This window comes from Thermoanaerobacter siderophilus SR4 (assembly GCF_000262445.1).
GTDB classification, from domain to species: Bacteria; Bacillota; Thermoanaerobacteria; order Thermoanaerobacterales; family Thermoanaerobacteraceae; genus Thermoanaerobacter; species Thermoanaerobacter ethanolicus.
This window is the reverse complement of record NZ_CM001486.1, coordinates 995,649-1,015,975: the sequence shown is the minus strand read 5'-3', so window position 1 is coordinate 1,015,975 and position 20,327 is coordinate 995,649. Positions and strand designations below refer to the sequence as shown.

The window sequence follows — 20,327 nt, the reverse complement described above, 5'->3', positions numbered from 1 at the left end:
TTCACCTGTTTGGAGGTTTTCCTCGCACCACTTTTTTTATGTGTTCAATTGATGAAAGTATCTTTTCGTTGTCTTTTTTAAATTCTTCGCTGTCAAAGGAGGTATAAAGCTTTTCTAATGACCATCTCATTTTACTTTTCCCCCATTTTTATATAATTTTTATCAATTTGATTGTAAACCAATTCAAAAAAGAAGTCAAATTGTAAGATTAACAAACTGTAAAAGGGGATGGTTATAATAGATGAACATTATCATTTCAAATTCTGCGGAAGAGCCTATATATGAGCAAATTGTCAGGCAAATCAAAGAAGCAATTTTGAAAGGGGAGTTGGAAGAGGGAGAACTGCTTCCGTCTATTAGGAATTTAGCAAAAGAACTGCAGATTAGCGTAATTACGACGAAAAGAGCTTATGATGAACTTGAAAAAGAAGGATTCATTGCTACAATTCCGGGAAAGGGTACTTACGTAGCAGCGCAAAACAAGGAATTAATGCGTGAGAAACGGCTAAAAATTGTAGAAGAAAAATTAGTAGAAGCGATTATAGCTGCAAAAGCAGTAAACTTATCCTTAGAAGAGATAAAAGAGATGTTAGAGATTTTGTATAAGGAGGTCTAAAAGGTGGAGCCAATTTTGGAGGTTAAGAATTTAAGGAAGAATTTTAGAGGGTTTACATTAAAAGATGTCTGTATGACATACATGGGAATGATAATTGCAAGCTCAGCTGATGAGACAAACAAAGCTGATATTTTGTTAAATAGTTTGCCTCTAAGAAGGCATGAAATTGTATTGGCAAAATACCTGTCTACATTTGTCTATTCAGCAATAGGCATAGCTATTTATTTGTTAGTTGCAGCAGCTACAAAAGTACTAGGCTTTCCTATTCATGTATATCCTATCAATTTTAAAGCTGTAATTTACGGCATACTGGCGGTGAGTTTTCTAAATGCCATATACCTTCCTTTAATGTTTAAATTTGGACATGGTTTTTCTGGGATTATGTACATTATTTTGATTTTTGGATTTTCTTATGGCATATCTTATGTTATAAGACTTTTTGAAAAACTTGTAAATTATGATTGGTTTCAAAATATTGTATCTTTTATAATGAATCAATCAGATACAGTGAAAATGTTGTTTATAACTGCTTTAGCGCTTATTATACTGACGGTTTCATGTTTATTATCTGTTAAGTTTTATAAAAATAGGGAGTTTTAATAATATAGATAGGGACAGTTCTTTGTTAAAAGAACCGGCCCCCTATTTAAGTGTTATTTTACAGGCAATTTTACTTCAAATTTACTGGATTTGATATTTATATATGCAATATCAGGACTTACAGGTGAGAATTTTATTAACCTTGGATAGGCTTTGTCTTTTTCTACTTTGCCATTTATATCAAAAAGATTATACTCTGCTTCCCACTTTAGGATATTGCCTTTATCATCAGTTACAGTCCATAGACTTGGCTGCATATATTGATATTCGTCTGTGTATTCGTACCAACCTACTACAGGGTCTTGTGGAGCTTCAATTTCTATGCTGGTGGAGAAAGGTGAAAGAATTATTTTATTAAATTTGATTTCACCTAACTTGTCATTGATTACAATTTTTGGTTTGAGTATTTTTAAATCTACTTTAGTTTTGGAGGCAGGAATTGTAAAATTAAAATTCCAATTGCCTTTAATAGTGTGTCTATTTGTTCCTTCATAAAAAGTTATTTCTCTTATGTTTATTTTTACATCTATAGAAGAAGGGATTTTATCGAGATATCCTCTTACAAGTTCATATTTTGCCGATGCTATAAAAGTATTGTCATTAGTTAAGATTCCTGAAACAGTGTTACTACCAGCAGATAAATTTTCATTATTTATTGCTGTTTCAGCACTGCTATCAACAAAAATTTTATCTTTTTCTATTTTTTTGGGAGATGGTTATCTTTTATTATATATCCCACCACCAATCTGGATCCATCAAAAGCCGCTTCATTCAGTGTCACTTCAACGCCTTTAGAGATTTGTGAAGCACCTATTCCTACAGTATATTTTTGATATTCAGTCTTTTCTATACCTCTATTTGAAAGATATTCAAATACTGAATTGATTATAGGTATGTTTTTTCCTATAGCAGGGTCTATTATTCCTATTGTTAGTATTGCTACGATTAACAGTGAAGCTACTTTTAAAAGTGCTCCTAAGGTGATTTTCTTAGAAGTAGTATTTTTTGGCACTTTGTTGTCTCCTTTCCTTTCTTTTATCATATTTAAGGTATTTTCTATTCTTTTATGAAAGTTTTCAGGCACTTCAATATTGCTCTTTTGCAAAAGGTCACGTATTTGTCTGTCAAATTTTCGGTTCATAGGATACATTACCTCCCTCCAAACTTAATATTTCTCTCATTCGCTTTCGTGCCCTTGAAAGTCGTGACTTTACAGTACCCGCCGGAATATCCAATATTTTAGAAATTTCTTTAACTGACATGTCTTGTAAATAATACATTACCACTATTACTTTTAAATCATCTTCTAATTTGTTTAACACTTGATACAATTCTGTGTTGTTGTATTCTTCCTGGGGTACAGGAATATCAGGGAAATCATCTACTGTTATTACTCTTTTCTGGAGGCGTTTTATTTGGTAGCAATTGTTTACTAAAATTTTCATAAGCCATGTTTTAAAATACTTTGGATGTTTTAATTGAGAAATAGACTCATAAGCTTTTAGTACAGTTTCAGATACGGCATCAGCACAGTCATTCTCGTCCTGCAATATGCTTTTTGCCACTATATACATGTCTTTTTCAAAATGGTATATGAGTTTTGCAAAGGAAGACTTGTCTCCTTGCTTGGCTTTCTTTACTTCTTGTATGATTTCCAATCTTACACCTCCTATTTTGCGATGAGATGAGTCATCCGGATGACCTTCTAACTTTATAGATGATTGTGGAAGGAGTTTGGTTCTCGGATAAGATTATATCTTGTTGGATAAGTGATTGTTTTTAGAAGGATACAAGTATACCTATGTACTTTATACTAAGGATACTAGGGAAGGAACAATTTACTCTGTAACCATTTTGTAACCAAAACTTAATAATTTTTTAATAAATTTTAACATTTAAAGTGGTATAATGAAATAAAAAATACAAGCAGAGGGATTTTACCAGTGATGAAGAAGTGGTCAGTAGTTACAGGTGTTGTCATGTTAATACTAGCCTTTGCTGCAGGTGTTTTCGCATCTAATCATATTAAGATTTCTAATCATATTAAGATCATTGTTAACGGCCAAGAAATCAAACCAGACGTTCCACCGCAAATTATTAACGGAAGAACTATGGTCCCTGTAAAGTGGATTGCTAAAGCATTAGGTGCTGATGTCCAGTTGGAACAGAGCAGTGAAGGTTATACAGTAAAAATAACTTCAAAGCTGTTGGAGAGGTTACATGCCATTGAGCCAGAACAACCTAACACAATAGTGAACGATTGGAACAGAGAACAAATTAAACAGTTCTTAGAACAAAATAAGATTCATTCTATTCAAGATATCCGTTCGCTTGGTTGTAAAGTTCCTTTTGAAATTACCAGCGAAGATGATAGCTGGATTCGACCTATTTACTCTAAAGCTTGGCATAGTACCTTTATGGGAGGAAAATATAGTGACATAACACAACTTATTAGTTGTGCTCAACGCAACTTTTTCATTTATACCGGAGGACTTTCTGAAGGAGCAGGGTTGTATTACATGATTGGATTTTCAGAAGACTGGGAAAAACCAGTCGGCAGTTCTTTTAATTCATCACATTCTTTTGAACTATGGCTATTATCTCATAAGGTTAAAGAAATCTACCGATTGGATGATGAATGGTTGGTGGTAGTTGAACCTCAACTTCAAGGTTACCAAACGGTGAGGATAAACTATAGTGATGCTGGGATAATGGTGGATAAAGAAACAAAGAGCCGAATAATGCTTTTTCGAATGGTTACTCCGGAAGGTTACGAATTGGAACGTGCTGCTGAAGTTCTTCCAGTGCAATAAATACATAATAAAAAAGGCTGCCACTTTTTTATACAGACTTCTTTTTAGTACTCTTTTAATCTTTCATCAACTTGTGCAATTAAAGAAAAAGTTTTATCATCGTGCAACAAATATAAATTGTTTTCAATGGCTGTTTGTGCTATGAGTAAATCTATAGTGCTGCGAATGGTGATTCCCTTTTTCCCAATAGACACGGGGACGGTTCATTTGTCCGACTCGGACAAAGAAACCGTCCCCGTGTCTATTTAAGATTTGTTCACTTCTGTGTCATATTCAACAAAATTTCTCTAATTTCTGTAGCTTTATCTTCATCTGCAAGGACTACTAGATAATCGCCGGCTAGAATTTTCGTATTTCCCTTTGGTATTAATTCATGCGTTCCCCTCTTTATGCCAACAAGTAAGCAACTTTGGGGCAAACTAATATCCTTTAATTTTTTGCCATCTAAACTTGAGCCTACACAAACAGGCATTTCGAAAATCGTCTTTCTTTTTTTATTGGCGGTAATAGATTTTTGTCCTTTCTTTATTGGCAGACGTTCTAACAAAGATTCATAAATCGGCATATTTGAGAACAAATCTGATGAAAGGTATGCCGTTATAGAGACAGTGCTTAGGGCCAACAAATGAGAAAATGAACCGGTCATTTCAGTTACGAGCAAACTACCTGTTATCGGTGCCCTAACTATAGCAGCAAAATATCCTGCCATAGCAAATACAATAAAATTTTTGATATAAATAGGGTTTATATGCATTATGTTAATTATTACAGTTCCGTATATGTTGCCAATCAGTGAACCTATTATAAGGAGAGGCATAAAAATACCTCCTGGTACACCTGAGCCATAGCTTACCATAGTAAATAAAAATTTAACAATCAATAGCAAAATTAAAAATTTTAAACTAAAACTATCTTTACTTAATGTATCGACAAGACTTTCACCGCCGCCAAGTGCCATAGGTATCCATAGTCCAACTGCAACAGATATAATAAGAGGTATTATTGGCTTCATATGTGATTTTATTTTTAACATGTTATATATATCTTGAGTTTTTAAAAGAGTTTTATTAAATACAATTCCACATAACCCAACGATAATTCCAAGTAAAATAAGATAAAGATAATTATTAAGCGGCATTACTGCTAGATTTTTCAGATTAAAAATAGGTTTGATTCCTAATAGTTCACCAGCTACAAAAGTTGATGTAAGTGATGAAACCATACTAGATACAAGTACCAATGGTGAGAAATTTTTATGCAGTTCTTCAAGAGCAAAAATAACTCCTGCAAGTGGTGCATTAAAAGCTGCTGCAAGCCCTGCACTAGCTCCACATGTAAGAAGGTATTTTTCTTCAACTCTAAATCTACCAAACAACCTACTTATTCCTTGTCCGATTGAAGAACCAATTTGCACACATGGACCTTCGCGTCCTAAAGAAAGTCCTGCACCTATCGCTAAAATAGTACCTATGAGCTTTAACAATAAAACTCGTAACCAATTAACTTTTATATAACCGATAATCATGCCTTCAACTTGAGGTATACCGCTACCGCTTATCATAGGTTCTTTTTTCACTATTATACCCAATAATAAGCCTATTAGAGAAAGGAAAATTATCCAGCCAATTAACAAGTAAAGATTTGTATGAAGAATTTTGTATACACTTATTACAAGAATATTTGTTTTTTCAAGAATATATCTTAAAATAGCAATAATCAATCCAACAAAGAAACCTGTTATAATGCCTTCAACTATAATACGCTTGCGAAATTCTTCCCAATGTATTAAAGTATTGAATGTTATACTTTTACCTTTATTCAATAAGATCCCTCCCAAAACATAAAATGAATGAATATTTATTTTTCTCATATTATCATTATACTACAAAATAATGATATCTAGTATTTTATATTGTTAAGTTTACTTATAGAATAATAAGCAGTATTACAAAATTTGGATATAAAACAATACAAAAATCTTTTTATTTTAAACAAATAAACATAAACATTATGCTTTGAAGTAAATTTTCACATATTCTTGCAGGCTTCATAAAAAAGTGATATAATATTCAAAAAGGGATGAAGCCCCCTTTTGGAAAATCCGAACTGCTGATAAACAGCTGATGGCTTCTACGGTAAAAACGTAGGGGTTGTCAGCTTTTTTGTATTTAGTGCATTTGCCTACAACTTTGAAAGGGAGGTACTTTCTTATGCCTTTCCATAGCATATTATTTGAAAAAAACGAAGATGGAGTAAAAAAAGAAACATTCGAAGCGCCTGATTTTTTTGTTGACTTAAATCTTGATCAAATTATAGATGTCATAACAAGAGGCAAAGAAGAATATAATTTAAAACTGTTTTTTTACACTCCTTTAAACGATATTGATACTATCAAGTATCGCCATGAAATAATGCAAGATCTTGAAAATGAAGTTTTGCTTGAGGATATAAAATCATTTGCGGAAAAAATGCAAGAAATGCGCAAACACCTTGCTCAAGCAGACAAACTTTACTACAAATACCAGAAAGAAAGATGGTTTTTGGATGCTGTAGAAATCTACTGTGATGCAATTACTGATTTAGTAGAAGACTTGTCTTCTGTAGAGTTAAAATCTCGTGGTTTTTTAGCATTTCGTCAATATTTGATAGATTATATTAATTCTGACCGTTTTCAGCTGCTACTGAGTGAAACGAAAAAACTTAAAGCTGATTTGTCTACAGTAAAATATTGCTTGTTAATAAAAGGTAACCGTGTGACGGTTCGTAAATATGAATCTGAAATTGATTACAGTATAGAAGTAGAAAAAACGTTTGAAAAATTCAAACAGGAAGCAGCAAAGGATTATAAAGTCAAATTTTCTGATTGGCCAGATATGAACCATGTCGAAGCAAAAATATTGGATTTAGTAGCTCAGTTATATCATGATATATTTTCTAATCTTGATAATTATTGTATGAAAAATAGTGATTATTTAGACGAGACAATAGCTACTTTTGATAGGGAAGTACAATTTTATATTGCTTATTTGGAATATATGGCACTATTCAAGCGCGCTGGACTAAAATTTTGTTATCCACAAATATCTAGTAAATGCAAGGAAGTTTATAATTACGAAGGATTTGATTTAGCTCTGGCTTATAAACTCATCAACGAAAATTCGGCTGTTGTTTGTAATGATTTTTATTTAAAAGGTAAAGAGCGTATATTTGTAATTACCGGTCCGAACCAGGGAGGCAAAACAACATTTGCCCGCACTTTTGGACAATTGCATTATTTGGCCAGTATAGGCTGCCCTGTTCCCGGAAAGGAAGCGCAACTCTTTCTTTTTGATAAACTATTTACACATTTTGAAAAGGAAGAAAATATTAAAGATCTTCGTGGAAAACTGGAAGATGAATTGTTTAGAATTCACAATATTCTTGCTCATGCGACATCAAACAGTATTATAATAATGAATGAAATTTTTACCTCTACCACAGCAAAAGACGCATTATTTTTAAGTAAGAAGATAATGGAAAAAATAATACAATTAGATGTGCTGTGCGTCTGGGTAACATTTATAGATGAATTGGCATTCTTAAGCGAAAAAATTGTAAGTATGGTCAGTACGGTAGTTCCTGAGAATCCGGCATTGCGCACATATAAAATTGTTAGAAGACCTCCTGATGGGCTTTCATACGCCATATCAATTGCTGAAAAATACAGGCTAACGTATAATTGCTTAAAGGAGAGGATAAAATCATGAAAGTTTTACTTATGTATAGAGATCATGATTTTGACCTGCAACAAAAATTGCCCTCGAACGAAGAAGCATTGATACAGGATTTAGAATTAAACACTTTGTTCAATGCTATGTCCCTTGGTGATAATTTTTTATTTGAAGTAGCCAAAAAATCTGTTTTATCCAGCGTGTATAGTGATCTGGATACAATATTATATCGCCAAGATGTTCTGAAGGATTCTCTAAAAAATTCTTCCATTGTTAGGAATATCTATAATATAGCAGTAGAAGCAATTGAAAACGAGAAAAAGTATTATTTTAGCATTTTCACCAGGTACCCTGCAGCTATACTTCATAGCTCAATGGATGTATTGCATATGTTTATGGAAATGCTGAAAAAACTAAAGAGTATTGCCGACCAACATGCTGATAAATTCGAATCATATGGTTTTAAAAGGTTTTTTACAATGCTCAAAAAAGAACTTGATGATGAATATTTTGAAAGTATCCAAAATCATTTAAAAGAACTGGAATTTCGCGATGGAATTTTGATCAGTGCTGAGTTGGGTAAAGGCAATAAAGGTGTCAATTATATTCTTCGCAAACAGGAGGATAAAAACAAAGTCTAATAGACAGGATTTTTTCAAAAAGACCGAATGCTTATACTTTTTATATAAGTGAGCGCGATGAAAGCGGGGCAAGAGCTTTATCTGACTTAAAAGACAGAGGAATCAACCTCGTGGCAAATGCACTTGCTCAGTCTGCTGATCATATTCTCAGTTTTTTTAACATATTACGGACTGAATTGGCTTTTTACATTGGCTGTTTGAATTTATATGAGAAACTTGCCCAAATTGGAGAGCCGGTGTCTTTTCCTATTCCGGTAGCATCCAGTGAACGTAGGCATTCTTTTAAAGGATTATACGATGTCTGTTTGGCTTTGACAATGAAACAAAAAATCGTGGGCAACGATTTAAATGCTGATAATAAAGATCTGGCAATAATTACAGGTGCTAACCAAGGGGGTAAATCTACCTTTTTGCGAAGCATAGGTTTGGCTCAGTTGATGATGCAATGTGGTATGTTTGTGCCAGCCGAGTATTTTTCTGCTAACATATGTGATGGGATTTTTACCCACTATAAACGGAAAGAAGATGCTACCATGAAAAGTGGAAAGCTTGATGAAGAGCTTAGCAGAATGAGTGATATAGTAGACAATATAAAGCCAAATTCCATGGTACTGTTTAATGAATCATTTGCTGCGACAAATGAAAGAGAAGGTTCGGAAATTGCAAGGCAAATAATTACTGCATTGATTGAAAAACGCATCAAAGTTTTCTTTGTGACACATTTGTTTGAATTTGCCTATAGTTTTTATAATAAAAAACTGGAGAATGTTATTTTTTTACGAGCCGAAAGACGAAACGACGGAAAGCGTACTTTTAAAATAACCGAAGGCAAACCACTTCAAACAAGCTATGGTGAAGATTTGTATAAAAAGATTTTTGGAGAAAGCTATTAAATTTATTTAGGAACAGGTTATTGACAAACCTTTTTGCGAGTAATTTAAAGTCTTTTGCTTTTATGCTTGGATGCGTAATAAACAATAGTTTGAAGAAAAATGGGCTGTCAATAAAAAAGACAGCCCTTATCAATACTCTTTTAATCTTTCATCAACTTGTGCAATTAAAGAAAAATCTTTATCATCGTGTAACAAATATAAATTATTTTCAATGGCTGTTTCTGCTATAAGTAAATCTATGGTGCTGCGAATAGTGATTCCTTTTTTCTTACACTTGAAATACAATTTTGCAGCGTTTTCATAAGATTTGGTGCCATATTTTAGGTCATAGAATTTTTGTGTGCCTAAATATTCTTTAATTAAGTTAAATTCATTTTCAGTTTTTGCTCCTTGTAATAATTCTTGATAGATAAAATTGTTTATTCCAAAGGGGATATTATTCTGTATTATTTCTTCAAATTTTTTTACTTTTTCATTTTCTATGCCTTTCAGAAAAGATATTAGAACAGATGTATCTACCAAAATCATTTGCTTTCCCTCATTTTTTTGTAATCATAATTTTCATCAAACTGTATTTTTCCTTTTATCTCCATTAAATTTTTTCTTCTGCGATTTTCTACAAATTCTTTTAAAGCCAAATTGACAACTTCTTTTTTAGTTTTTAAGCCTGAGATTTTTAACGCTTCTTTGATGAGATTTTCATCTATGACTATATTTGTTCTCATCACGTACACCTCCTAATGTGTATTGTAATACACTTAATCTTTTAAGTCAAGGGAGAATGGAATTTTATATTTCTTAAATAAAAATTTATACTGTAACCATTTTGTAATCAAAACTTAATAGTTTTTTAATAAATTTTAACATTTAAGAAGTTATAATGGAAAAGGGAGAAGGAGATGGAAGGGAAAAGATGAGTTGGCTTGAAAAATTTTTCAAATTGGCAGTTATTCTATTTGTCTTAATTAATTTGCTATCTGGTTGTTCTTATATTCTTAAAGATGATAAGGATTTAATCAAAAATACAATTGAGAGATTTTACGATACACAGTATAAAGCTTACTTGAAAATGGAGTATATAGATATAACCCCCCTATTTAGATATGTCGAGAATACAGAATCAGAATAAAGTTACAGCATTAAAGGAATTAACTTTTAGAAGAAAATATACTGCTGAAAAAGGGTATGGATATGTAGAAAAAAGACGTTTTCCTTTAGAATTTAAATGTTTTTAAAAATTATTTCTTTTTTTGATTTTATTTTATCAATTTTATCAATACATTCCTTAAAATTGGCTTTTCTCATTATAAATTCACCTAATAAGAATAATTATCAATATTGTTGGAATCAGGAGAATAATTGAGATATAATTTAGAAAACAGGATAGGGTATAGTAAGCAGAGACTATGTGTTGAGAATTAGTAATAGTGAAAATGCGAGAGAAAGGAAGCAACAGTTGAAATTAATAGCGCAAAAAAGATATAATTTTCCGATGAAAAGATTCAAGAAGATAGAAGATAGTAGAGGTGAAATGTTATGCTTGTTATTAAGCCAATTGATGAAAAGTTAAAGAAAAAAGTAATAGATTTTATAATACGCAATTGGGGTTCGCCAATAATGGTTTCAAAAGGTAAAGTTCATTCAATGGACAAATTACCAGGGTATGTGGCTATTGTAAATAATGATATAAAAGGTTTAATAACCTATAATATTGATAATGAGGAATGTGAAATAGTATCCCTTGATAGTTTAATTGAAAATCAAGGTATCGGTAGTAAATTGTTAGAGCGTGTAATACATAAAGCAAAGGAGCAAGAATGTAAAAGAATTTGGCTTATTACAACCAATGATAATATAAGAGCGATTCGTTTTTACCAAAAAAGAGGATTCAATATGGTTGCACTTTATGTAAATGCAGTTCAGGAAGCACGAAAGATAAAACCCGAAATTCCTTTATATGGATATGATAATATACCGATATTGCATGAAATTGAATTTGAAATAAAACTATAATTTAAATAAATCTATTTGCTTGTTATAATGGTTGATAAACCGGGAGATGGCATTGTCAAAGTAAAATAATCTGGCAATACCCATTATTTTGCAAAAAATTGCGTAAATAAATAGTATTTTATAAATATAGATTTTCGGATACATATAAATCTTAAATAAGAATAATTATCAATACTATTGTATTTAAGTTTTAAGTGAGATATAATTAAGAAAACAGGATAGAGTATGAAAAGACAGAAAATCTTTGTATAAATTTTTGATATATAATATGTGAAAGGTGGGAAAAAGTATGCATAAGGTTGTTTTACTGCGGCATGGAGAAAGCCTGTGGAATATGGAAAATAGATTTACTGGCTGGACGGATGTGGATCTGTCACCGAGAGGTATTGAAGAGGCAAGAGAGAGTGGCAAGACTTTAAAGGCAGAAGGATACACTTTTGATTGTGCTTTTACTTCTGTACTTAAAAGGGCTATAAGGACTTTGTGGATTGTTCTTGATGAATTGGACAGGATGTGGATACCGGTTTACAAATCATGGAGGCTCAATGAAAGACATTACGGAGCACTTCAAGGGCTCAATAAAGCTGAGACTGCCAAGAAATACGGAGAACAGCAGGTAAAAATATGGAGAAGGTCTGCTGATGTAAGGCCTCCTGCATTGACAAAAGATGACCCAAGATACCCCGGTTTTGACCCCAGATATGCTGACCTTTCTGAAGATGAAATTCCCCTCACTGAAAACTTGATTGACACAATTAATAGGGTTATTCCGTATTGGAAATCAACAATTGCGCCGACGATAAAATCCGGTAAAAAAAGTCCTCATAGTTGCCCATGGAAACAGTTTAAGAGGGCTGATAAAATACCTTGACAATCTTTCAAATGAGGAGATAATGGAGCTAAACATCCCTACAGGAATTCCCTTAGTTTATGAGCTTGATGATGATTTAAAGCCTATAAGGCATTATTATCTTGCCGATGAAGAGAAAGTAAAAGAGAAAAAGAAATTAGTAGAAAACCAAGGAAAGATTTAAGGAAATTCTTAAAATACTGGTTTGTCTTATTTTTACTTGTTTTTTGGCTTTTAAAAGTGTACAATAGAAATATAAGGAAGTTCTAGATTGAAAGGTGGGTTTTGTATGTTAAGCAACAAAATGCTGGAAGGATTAAATAAACAGTTGAATTACGAAATTTATTCTGCATATCTATATGTAGCAATGGAAAATTATTTTCAAGAGAAAAACTTAGAAGGTTTTGCTAATTTCTTCAAGGTTCAGACACAAGAAGAACTTGCACATGCGAGAATTTTTTACGAGTACATATATCGCATGGGTGGGAAAGTGACTCTGTACCCGATAGAAAAACCAGAGGGAAACTTTGAAAGTATTTTAGACCTTTTTAAAAAGGCTTTGAGTCATGAAAAAACTGTAACTGAAAGGATTTACAAGCTTGTTGATATAGCAATTGAGGATAAAGACCATGCCACAAATGCATTTTTGCAGTGGTTTGTTAATGAGCAGGTAGAAGAAGAAGAGAGCTTCCAGAGGCTTGTTGACAAGTTAGAGCTTATAGGAGATAACATACAGCCTATATTCATGCTGAATGCTGAATTGGCTCAAAGGACATTTGTATTACCTGCTCCACTTGCGCAAGGACAGCAATAAACGGTTCGTTGTTTGTTTAAATTTAGGCATTTTTAAAACGATGACTTTGCTCATGGAAACTTAACGAAATCGCGGAAATACAGTATGGGGGTATGCTTTTTTGATAAGGTATATCCCCATGAATTTTTTTAAAAAATATAAGATAAGGTTTTCGTTGTTAAACTATAGACAAAGCGTAATTTATATAGTAAAATTTATGTAAGGAATACTGTTATAATTATATCAAATAAGAGGTGTTTTTTATGAGTAGTCATAAAAGAATTGTTATCATTGGGGCCGGGTATGGGGGCGTACACGCCGCCAAACTATTAAACAAAAAATTTAAAAATGATAGCACTGTAGAAATAACTCTTATTGACAAAAAACCCTATCATACATTGTTAACAGATTTACATGAAGTGGCTGGTTCCAGAATAGAACCTGATAGCGTTCGTGTGTACTTACACAAAATTTTCGCAAACAAAAAAGTAAAAGTCATAACAGATGAAGTGGAAAAGATTGATTATGAAAAGCAAAGCGTAATTGGAAAAGATGGGGAGTATAACTATGATTATTTGATTTTAGGGATTGGAAGTGAACCATGTGATTTTGGCATACCCGGTGTGTTTGAGTATGGGTTTACGGTAGGAACGTTAGAAGCTGCTATTAAGACAAGGGAACATATTGAGGAGATGTTTAGAAAAGCGAGTGTTGAAAGTAATGCAGAAAAGAAAAGAAAAATGCTTACCTTTGTGGTAGCTGGCGCAGGGTTTACGGGAATTGAAACTGCAGGCGAATTAATGGAATGGACAAAAAGCTTGTGTGACAAATATCATTTAGATCGCAATGATGTTAAAATTATGGTGGTAGAAGCGCTGAATACCATACTTCCCAACTTAAATGCAAGATTAGCTGCCAAAGCTCAAAAGTTTTTGAACAGAAAAGGAGTAGAAGTTTTGACTAATGCTCCTATAGTGGAAGTAGCAAAGGATTATATAGTTTTAAAAGATGAAAGAAAGATTGAAACAAAAACGCTTATATGGACCTGTGGAGTTCAAGGTAACAAATGCGTTGAGAATTTTGGCTTAGAGTTAGGTAGAAGATGTAGAGTCCAGACAAATGAATACATGCAAGCAGTAGGCAAAGAAAATATCTATGTAATAGGCGATTTAGCATACTATGAGTTAGATGGAAAACCTATTCCTCAAGTTGTAGAGACAGCACTACAGTCAGCTGAAACTGCAGTACACAATATAGTGGCTGATATAAAAGGAGAAGAAAAAAAGCCTTTTAAACCTAGATACCATGGTTTTATGGTTTCTATAGGAAGTAGATATGCAGTAGCAGAACTTATGGGTGTGTCTTTGACAGGCTTTTTAGCAATGGCTATGAAGCACCTTGTAAATATGCATTACCTTTTTGGAGTAGCAGGCGTTGATGCCGTGTTATCATACATTTACCATGAGTTCTTTGAAGTTAAAAGCAATCGCTCAATATTGGGAGGACATATTGCCGCGCATATTCCTATCTTTTGGCTTGTTCTTTTAAGAATATATGTGGGTGCATTGTGGCTTATAGAAGGCATAAATAAGATACAGCAAGGATGGCTTGACCCTTCAAAAATATTTATTATAACTACCTCTGATGTATCTGGTGCTACAGCTAAAGCTGGCGAAGCTGCAACTGCAGCGCAGGCCTTGCAGCCATTGTTAAAAGAGCCTCCAGCTTTCTACAAATGGTTTATGGATACTTTTGTAGCACCACATGCCTTCTTATTCCAAGCAATGGTAGTGCTTGCAGAAGTAGCGATAGGTCTGGCTTTAATAGCAGGTTTGTTTACCGCCTTAGCATCAGCTGGTTCTATATTCTTGGCACTGAACTTCATATTATCTGCGATGGCAGATAAGTCTATATTGTGGTATATATTTTCAGCTATAGCTCTTATGGGAGGAGCGGGGAGAGCTTTTGGACTGGATTATTATGTGATACCGTGGATAAAAAATTGGTGGAAAAAGACTTCTTTTGCCAGAAGAACGTATCTTTATGTTAGCTGATGTAATATGAAAGAGGGTTATTTATAGTGAAAAAAGGTGATATCCTCATAGTACTTTTTGTGGCGATTTTGTCTATCGGGTTGTTGATATTTTACAAAGTATCAACAACCCAACATTATCCCCACAAATATGCGGCAATAATGGTAAACGGCAAGATATATAAAGAGGTGTCCTTAGATGATGTTAATTATCGTGAAGAGATACCTATAGCTACAAAATATGGGAAAGATGTATTGCTGGTTGAAGATGGTGGGGTAAAGGTTATTTACGCTGAGTGCCCAGATAAAATTTGTATAAAAGAAGGATTTATTGATAAACCGGGGCAAAGTATAATATGTTTGCCGTTTAGGATAGTTGTAGAAATACGGGGTGTTAAAAATGACAAAGTTGACCAAGTCGTCTATTGAGCATACAACTATGTCAAAGACTCAGAGAATGGTTTTTCTGGCTATATTAGTTGCTAATTCTTTAGTCTTATACATTATAGAAGGAATATTACCTGTCCCTTTTATTGCTCCCGGTGCTAAGTTAGGACTTGCTAACATAATCACAGTCGTATCTTTGTATTTGTTTGGCTTTTTTGATACATTTATTGTGCTTGCTGTAAGGATATTGCTAGCAACATTTTTTGCTTCCTCGCCATCTTCCTTTTTTTATAGCATAGGCGGAGGTTTGTTAAGCCTTTTTGCCATGTTTTTCGCAAAAAAAGTAGGCAAAGAAAATATAACTGAAGTTGGGGTCAGTGTTATAGGTGCTGTATTTCACAACATTGGTCAGATGCTGGTAGCTTCTCTTATAGTGCAAAATATCAATATAATGGTTTATATACCTGTATTAATGATAGCTGGAGTTGGGACTGGCATTTTTGTGGGATTGTCTTCAAAATTTATTCTAAAGCATTGGAAGAAATTAAAAAATCTAAATTTACATTGATTAAGGTGGTCAGATGGATAAGTTTTGGAATAATAATTTAGAAATAAAAAATGAGCTTGATGAAGTTATAAAAATAATGGAAAAACGTATAAAAAACTCCAATAGGTCAATTAGAAATATATTGTTAGATATGATTCGTAACAGCGGAAAGATGCTTAGGCCTGCTTTTGTAATCTTGTCTGGGAAATTTGGAGAATACGATAGAAAAAGGATATTACCTTTAGCTGCTGCTGTTGAGATGCTCCACATGGCAACTTTAGTACACGATGATATAATTGACAATGCTTTAATAAGACGCAGTAAACCTACTATCCAAGCAGAATATGGGAAAAATTATGCGGTATTTATAGGGGATTTTCTTTTTTCTGAATGCTTTTTGCTTTTATCCGATAACATTACTATTGAAAATCTTAAGAAAGTGTCAAAAGTGGTGTCTAGAATATGCAAAGGTGAAATTGGACAATTTGAAAGCCGATACAATATAGATATCACAATAAATGATTATTTGAAGCGGATAGCTGCAAAAACTGCTGCACTTTTTGCCTTAAGTTTTTACGTGGGAGCTTATGAAAGCAACTGTGGAGAAAAGTTGGCTAAAATATTGGGAAGTATAGGATACAATATTGGCATGGCTTTTCAAATTATAGACGATGTTCTGGACTATACTGGAGAAGAAAATGTGGTTGGCAAACCTTTGTGCAATGATATAAGACAAGGAGTTTTTACACTGCCTTTAATATATTCTTTAGAAAAGAATAAAGACGAAAAAATGATAGCATTACTTAAAAAAGAGAGTTATTGTGAGGAAGACATAAAACGCATAGTTGAATTCGTTCAGGAAAATGGTGGTGTAGACCGGTCAAAAATGCTGGCAGAAAAATATACTAAAAAAGCCTTTGATAAAATATCTATGTTGAAAGACTCTCCACCTAAACAAATTTTAATTGAAGTTACGAGTAAGCTTTTATATAGGAATTATTAAAAAATATGTAAAGCTATTTTTGGAGGAGATTATATGAAAAAATCCATAACTTCTTTTGTAATTTTTTTTCTAATATTTAATGCCGCCATTATACTATCTGGATGTTCAAATAAAAATTCACAGCCTATATCTGATACCCAATTTGCTTTAGATACTTATTGCACAATAACCATATACGATAAAGCTCCGAAAAAAGTATTAGATGATGGATTTAAAGCTATAAGAGATGTAGAGGACAAGATGAGTGTTGCCATCAAAGGCAGTGAAGTGAATCAAATTAATGAGAATGCAGGTGTTAGACCTGTTAAGGTTTCATCTGACACCTTTTATGTGATAAAAAAAGCGGTACATTTTTCTGATGTTGAAAAGGGGTATTTTGATATTACAGTAGGACCTATAGTAAAACTTTGGAATATAGGCACTGATAAAGCCAGAGTACCTTCACCTGAAGAAATAAAAGCTAAACTTCCTCTTGTAAGTTATAAAAATATAATACTGGATGAAAAAAATATGACTATTATGTTAAAAAACAAAGGTATGAGCATAGATTTAGGAGGTATTGCCAAAGGATATGCGGCAGATAAAGTTGCACAAGTTTTAAAAAAAGAAGGTGTAAAACATGCCATAATAAATTTAGGAGGTGATGTTCTTACAATCGGAACAAAACCTGATGGTCGCAACTGGCGTATAGGTATTCAAACTCCTTTTAAACCGAGAGGCGAATATTTAGGTATAGTAGAAGTTTCAAATAAAGCAGTTGTTACTTCTGGAGTTTATGAAAGATACTTTGAAAAAGATGGAAAATTATATCATCATATATTGAATCCTTTTACAGGGTATCCTGCAGATAACCATCTCTACAGTGTGACAATAATAACAGACACTTCTATTGATGGCGATGCGCTTTCAAAAATTTTTGTTATGGGATTAGAAGAAGGTTTAAAACTTGCAGAAAGTTTACCAGGAGTACAAGCTATTTTTGTCACAGATGACAAAAAAGTATATATAACTTCCGGATTAAAAGGCAATTTCAAAATTACTGACCCTGAGTATAGTTTAATGACTAGATAATTTTGGCTTTGGAGGGGAGAAATTTTATGAACAAATCAGAATTTTTGAGGGCTTGGAAGGGATTTTTGGCAATTGGCAGATCCTAAGATATGGGTAGCATCTACTGTACCTATGTTTGTTGCAGCTGCCTATGCATATGGCAAAACTGGAGAATTTAACTTTTTATGGTTTGTTATATCTTTGATAGGTATTTATTTTATTGAAATTGGCAAAAATGCAGTTAATGAATTTATTGATTATAAGTCTGGAGTAGACACTTTTGTAACTCCAGATAAAAGGACTCCTTTTAGCGGTGGAAAAAAGACCATAGTCGAAGGTAAACTCACAGTTGAAGAGACAATACTTATTGCAATTATAACAATGCTTGCCGCTTGTATCATAGGATTGGTTATTGTAATCTTTAGGGAACCTTTGGTGTTAATTGTAGGATTATTAGGAGTTTTGATGTCAATTTTTTATAGTTTACCTCCCTTTAAATTTAGTTATAATGGACTTGGAGAAATAGCTGTGGGAGTGACATTTGGACCTTTAATAGTGATGGGAATGTATTTGGTGATGACACATCGCGTAAGTATAGATGTTTTACTGATTTCCTTGCCTATAGGCTTTTTAATAACCAATGTTCTTTGGATAAATCAATATCCCGATTATGAGGCTGACCTTAAAGGCCATAAATACAATTTATTAGTAAGGATAGGCAAAGAAAAAGGAGTAAAGGTATATGCAGCCCTTTATGGAGCAGCATATCTCTCTTTCATTGTAATAGCTGTTGTTACCAAAAACTTACTATGGTTATTATCTTTTATAACAATTCCATTAGCAGTACAATCTGTAAATATTGCTCGTAAATATTATGACAATATACCACAGTTAGTAAAAGCGAATGCTAATACTGTGAAGATATATCAAATTACAGGAATTATGATGATTTTAGCTTCATTGCTGTCCAAAACAAAATTTTAGTGAGACAAATTGATGGAGTTTTTTGTAAAGGAAACGTTTTTAATTTATATATCTTGATATTATTTTAACGTAATGGTATAATATTCTTAAATAAAAATTTATATTGAGGAGAGGTGTAATTGTATGAAAAGGATTTTGGTTCTTATGTTGGTAGGGGTGTTTGCTTTGTTTGTACTGAGTGGCTGTTCTTCAAAAACAGCAAGCGGTGGTTACAAAGATGGTACTTACAAAGCAGAACAGCCTAATTTTGACAGTCATGGCTGGAAGGGACAAATAGAAATAACTGTAAAGGATGGCAAAATAGCATCTGTAACCTATAATGAAGTTAACAAAGATGGGCAATTTAAGAGAAATGATCAACAATATGCCGAAAAGATGAAAGAAAAAACTAATATTACTCCAAAAGAAGCAGATGAAAAGTTAGAGCAACAACTAATAGAAAAGCAAGATCCTGCTAAAGTAGATACAGTAACAGGGGCTACAGAAACTTCGAAAACTTTTAAAGAATTAGCTACAGAGGCTTTAAAGAGTGCAAAGTAATTTTTGAGTAGAGAAAATAAAGGGGACAGTTTTTAAAGCTGACCCCTTTAAAATTTATTAAGACATAAGCCTCTTTTCTCCTTCTATTGCTTTTATAGGAGCGATATCCTGTGTTACCTCTAAAGTACCTATATATTCACCATTTTTGTCCCTTAAAGCAAAATATCTTATAAATACATATTTGTCACCCAACTTTATCCAGAAGTCTTCATGACTTTTTTGCCTGACTTGAAGTCCTGAAGCAGCTGTTCAACAATATGGACACTTGTAGGTGGGTGACAATATTGAACTTTTCTGCCAATGACGGATTTTGTCCTTGCAAATATTCTCACATGACAGAGGGAGGTCCCGTTATACCGTATTTTTCAAGGTATGAAAAAAGCAGGTTTTCTTTTCTCGAATAATGCTTGTCTATGTCCATTAAAAGATTAATATGCTCTAAAAGCTTTTGAGCGTCTTCAAAACTTCCGCTGTTTTTCAACTTTTCAAGAGTAGGTTTTATATTTTCATTAATGTGCTTTTCTATTGCTCTATTTTCTTCTTTAAAAGTGTGCACTGGATGCCCCGGAATTGTTTCGGGCTTTTTTAGTTGTTCTAATGAATCTCTAAACACTTCAGCATGGATATCACATAGCCTCTGTACTTCTTTTACGTCCAGTCCCTCGTTTATTAGTTCTTGTTCTATTGCTGGCAATTCTGTAGAAGTTATTCCATTTATGACATCTTTAAATTTTTCCTTAACTTCCGCAACGCTTTTACCCCTATGAAGTTCTTTTATAACTTCTTTTAAAAGTTTCCTTCTGTATTCCCTATTATTAATAAGTTCACTCATGGGAAATACCTCCTTTTCTCTAA

The 20,327-nt window shown here is 33.0% G+C and carries 24 protein-coding genes, 2 pseudogenes and 1 riboswitch; of the genes and pseudogenes, 17 read left to right on the top strand and 9 right to left on the bottom strand.

Features of this window, described 5'->3' with window-relative positions; genetic code table 11:
• Window position 1: 1 nt before the first annotated feature.
• The gene (locus tag THESIDRAFT1_RS15100; protein WP_279625023.1) at window positions 2–130 is read right to left on the bottom strand and encodes a hypothetical protein; all 129 of its coding nucleotides are present in this window, start codon (window positions 128–130) and stop codon (window positions 2–4) included.
• A 111-nt stretch (window positions 131–241) separates the two neighbouring features.
• On the opposite strand from THESIDRAFT1_RS15100, the gene THESIDRAFT1_RS04990 reads away from it, so the two are divergent.
• Together THESIDRAFT1_RS04990 and THESIDRAFT1_RS04985 are read left to right on the top strand one after the other, a co-directional pair.
• Window positions 242–616 (top strand): GntR family transcriptional regulator, encoded by a 375-nt coding sequence (locus THESIDRAFT1_RS04990; RefSeq protein WP_006569723.1) that lies wholly within the window; start codon window positions 242–244, stop codon window positions 614–616.
• Window positions 617–628: 12 nt separating this feature from the next.
• A complete protein-coding gene (locus THESIDRAFT1_RS04985) occupies window positions 629–1,216 on the top strand; it encodes an ABC-2 transporter permease (protein WP_083837431.1) in 588 nt (195 codons plus the stop codon).
• A gap of 53 nt (window positions 1,217–1,269) precedes the next feature.
• On the opposite strand, the gene THESIDRAFT1_RS13885 is transcribed toward THESIDRAFT1_RS04985, so the two are convergent.
• From THESIDRAFT1_RS13885 to THESIDRAFT1_RS04975, 3 genes are all read right to left on the bottom strand, one after another.
• Window positions 1,270–1,473 (bottom strand): hypothetical protein, encoded by a 204-nt coding sequence (locus tag THESIDRAFT1_RS13885; RefSeq protein ID WP_244262763.1) that lies wholly within the window; start codon window positions 1,471–1,473, stop codon window positions 1,270–1,272.
• A 440-nt stretch (window positions 1,474–1,913) separates the two neighbouring features.
• Window positions 1,914–2,357, bottom strand: coding sequence for a DUF4179 domain-containing protein (locus tag THESIDRAFT1_RS13880; RefSeq protein WP_244262762.1), 444 nt, complete (start codon window positions 2,355–2,357; stop codon window positions 1,914–1,916).
• Window positions 2,341–2,874 (bottom strand): sigma-70 family RNA polymerase sigma factor, encoded by a 534-nt coding sequence (locus tag THESIDRAFT1_RS04975; RefSeq protein WP_006569720.1) that lies wholly within the window; start codon window positions 2,872–2,874, stop codon window positions 2,341–2,343. The genes THESIDRAFT1_RS13880 and THESIDRAFT1_RS04975 overlap by 17 nt, the downstream gene beginning before the upstream one ends.
• A 288-nt stretch (window positions 2,875–3,162) precedes the next feature.
• Between THESIDRAFT1_RS04975 and THESIDRAFT1_RS04970 the strand changes: the two genes are divergently transcribed.
• The gene (locus tag THESIDRAFT1_RS04970; protein WP_003869701.1) at window positions 3,163–4,029 is read left to right on the top strand and encodes a copper amine oxidase N-terminal domain-containing protein; all 867 of its coding nucleotides are present in this window, start codon (window positions 3,163–3,165) and stop codon (window positions 4,027–4,029) included.
• Window positions 4,030–4,285: 256 nt separating this feature from the next.
• Here THESIDRAFT1_RS04970 and THESIDRAFT1_RS04965 read toward each other — a convergent pair whose 3' ends face one another.
• Window positions 4,286–5,851, bottom strand: a complete 1,566-nt coding sequence (locus THESIDRAFT1_RS04965; RefSeq protein ID WP_006569718.1) for a ClC family H(+)/Cl(-) exchange transporter — start codon at window positions 5,849–5,851, stop codon at window positions 4,286–4,288.
• Window positions 5,852–6,095: 244 nt separating this feature from the next.
• A riboswitch (Fluoride riboswitch) is annotated at window positions 6,096–6,169 on the top strand.
• A 70-nt stretch (window positions 6,170–6,239) separates the two neighbouring features.
• On the opposite strand from THESIDRAFT1_RS04965, the gene THESIDRAFT1_RS04960 reads away from it, so the two are divergent.
• The 3 genes from THESIDRAFT1_RS04960 (at window position 6,240) to THESIDRAFT1_RS15090 (ending at window position 9,273) form a co-directional block, all read left to right on the top strand.
• Window positions 6,240–7,775, top strand: a complete 1,536-nt coding sequence (locus THESIDRAFT1_RS04960) for a MutS-related protein (protein WP_003869704.1) — start codon at window positions 6,240–6,242, stop codon at window positions 7,773–7,775.
• Complete coding sequence (locus THESIDRAFT1_RS15095; RefSeq protein ID WP_244262761.1) at window positions 7,772–8,380, top strand: hypothetical protein; 609 nt, start codon at window positions 7,772–7,774, stop codon at window positions 8,378–8,380. The genes THESIDRAFT1_RS04960 and THESIDRAFT1_RS15095 overlap by 4 nt, the downstream gene beginning before the upstream one ends.
• A gap of 110 nt (window positions 8,381–8,490) precedes the next feature.
• Entirely contained in the window at window positions 8,491–9,273 is a 783-nt protein-coding gene (locus tag THESIDRAFT1_RS15090; protein ID WP_244262760.1) for a MutS-related protein, read from the top strand.
• A gap of 129 nt (window positions 9,274–9,402) precedes the next feature.
• Here THESIDRAFT1_RS15090 and vapC read toward each other — a convergent pair whose 3' ends face one another.
• Window positions 9,403–9,801 (bottom strand): type II toxin-antitoxin system VapC family toxin, encoded by a 399-nt coding sequence (gene vapC, locus THESIDRAFT1_RS04950; protein WP_003869706.1) that lies wholly within the window; start codon window positions 9,799–9,801, stop codon window positions 9,403–9,405.
• Window positions 9,798–9,998, bottom strand: coding sequence for a type II toxin-antitoxin system VapB family antitoxin (locus THESIDRAFT1_RS04945; protein ID WP_006569717.1), 201 nt, complete (start codon window positions 9,996–9,998; stop codon window positions 9,798–9,800). Before THESIDRAFT1_RS04945 ends, vapC begins: the two co-directional genes overlap by 4 nt.
• 155 nt (window positions 9,999–10,153) lie before the next feature.
• Between THESIDRAFT1_RS04945 and THESIDRAFT1_RS04940 the strand changes: the two genes are divergently transcribed.
• From THESIDRAFT1_RS04940 to THESIDRAFT1_RS04890, 11 genes and pseudogenes are all read left to right on the top strand, one after another.
• Window positions 10,154–10,402 (top strand): hypothetical protein, encoded by a 249-nt coding sequence (locus THESIDRAFT1_RS04940; protein ID WP_050985856.1) that lies wholly within the window; start codon window positions 10,154–10,156, stop codon window positions 10,400–10,402.
• A 407-nt stretch (window positions 10,403–10,809) separates the two neighbouring features.
• A complete protein-coding gene (locus THESIDRAFT1_RS04935) occupies window positions 10,810–11,286 on the top strand; it encodes a GNAT family N-acetyltransferase (protein ID WP_006569716.1) in 477 nt (158 codons plus the stop codon).
• Between the two features lie 289 nt (window positions 11,287–11,575).
• Window positions 11,576–12,320 (top strand): annotated as a pseudogene (gene gpmA, locus THESIDRAFT1_RS04930) (2,3-diphosphoglycerate-dependent phosphoglycerate mutase).
• A 105-nt stretch (window positions 12,321–12,425) separates the two neighbouring features.
• Complete coding sequence (locus tag THESIDRAFT1_RS04925) at window positions 12,426–12,950, top strand: ferritin (protein ID WP_003869712.1); 525 nt, start codon at window positions 12,426–12,428, stop codon at window positions 12,948–12,950.
• Window positions 12,951–13,192: 242 nt separating this feature from the next.
• Window positions 13,193–14,983, top strand: coding sequence for an FAD-dependent oxidoreductase (locus THESIDRAFT1_RS04920; RefSeq protein ID WP_003869713.1), 1,791 nt, complete (start codon window positions 13,193–13,195; stop codon window positions 14,981–14,983).
• A 26-nt stretch (window positions 14,984–15,009) separates the two neighbouring features.
• A complete protein-coding gene (locus THESIDRAFT1_RS04915) occupies window positions 15,010–15,390 on the top strand; it encodes a NusG domain II-containing protein (RefSeq protein ID WP_006569714.1) in 381 nt (126 codons plus the stop codon).
• Window positions 15,362–15,916 carry a Gx transporter family protein gene (locus THESIDRAFT1_RS04910; protein ID WP_050984240.1) on the top strand — a complete coding sequence of 185 codons (555 nt, stop codon included), beginning with the start codon at window positions 15,362–15,364 and terminating at the stop codon, window positions 15,914–15,916. Before THESIDRAFT1_RS04915 ends, THESIDRAFT1_RS04910 begins: the two co-directional genes overlap by 29 nt.
• Before the next feature lie 13 nt (window positions 15,917–15,929).
• Window positions 15,930–16,898 (top strand): polyprenyl synthetase family protein, encoded by a 969-nt coding sequence (locus THESIDRAFT1_RS04905; protein ID WP_003869716.1) that lies wholly within the window; start codon window positions 15,930–15,932, stop codon window positions 16,896–16,898.
• A 33-nt stretch (window positions 16,899–16,931) separates the two neighbouring features.
• Window positions 16,932–17,969: an FAD:protein FMN transferase gene (locus tag THESIDRAFT1_RS04900; RefSeq protein ID WP_006569713.1), complete on the top strand. Its 1,038-nt coding sequence runs from the start codon at window positions 16,932–16,934 to the stop codon at window positions 17,967–17,969.
• Window positions 17,970–18,041: 72 nt separating this feature from the next.
• Window positions 18,042–18,932 (top strand): 1,4-dihydroxy-2-naphthoate octaprenyltransferase, encoded by an 891-nt coding sequence (gene menA, locus THESIDRAFT1_RS04895; RefSeq protein ID WP_039929185.1) that lies wholly within the window; start codon window positions 18,042–18,044, stop codon window positions 18,930–18,932.
• 123 nt (window positions 18,933–19,055) lie between these two features.
• Window positions 19,056–19,472 carry an FMN-binding protein gene (locus tag THESIDRAFT1_RS04890; RefSeq protein WP_003869719.1) on the top strand — a complete coding sequence of 139 codons (417 nt, stop codon included), beginning with the start codon at window positions 19,056–19,058 and terminating at the stop codon, window positions 19,470–19,472.
• A gap of 57 nt (window positions 19,473–19,529) precedes the next feature.
• Here the strand turns inward: THESIDRAFT1_RS04890 and THESIDRAFT1_RS13865 are convergent.
• Window positions 19,530–19,804 (bottom strand): annotated as a pseudogene (locus THESIDRAFT1_RS13865) (PAS domain-containing protein).
• The gene (locus THESIDRAFT1_RS04885) at window positions 19,801–20,304 is read right to left on the bottom strand and encodes a DUF438 domain-containing protein (RefSeq protein ID WP_244262759.1); all 504 of its coding nucleotides are present in this window, start codon (window positions 20,302–20,304) and stop codon (window positions 19,801–19,803) included. Before THESIDRAFT1_RS04885 ends, THESIDRAFT1_RS13865 begins: the two are co-directional and overlap by 4 nt.
• Between the last annotated feature and the right edge of the window lie 23 nt (window positions 20,305–20,327).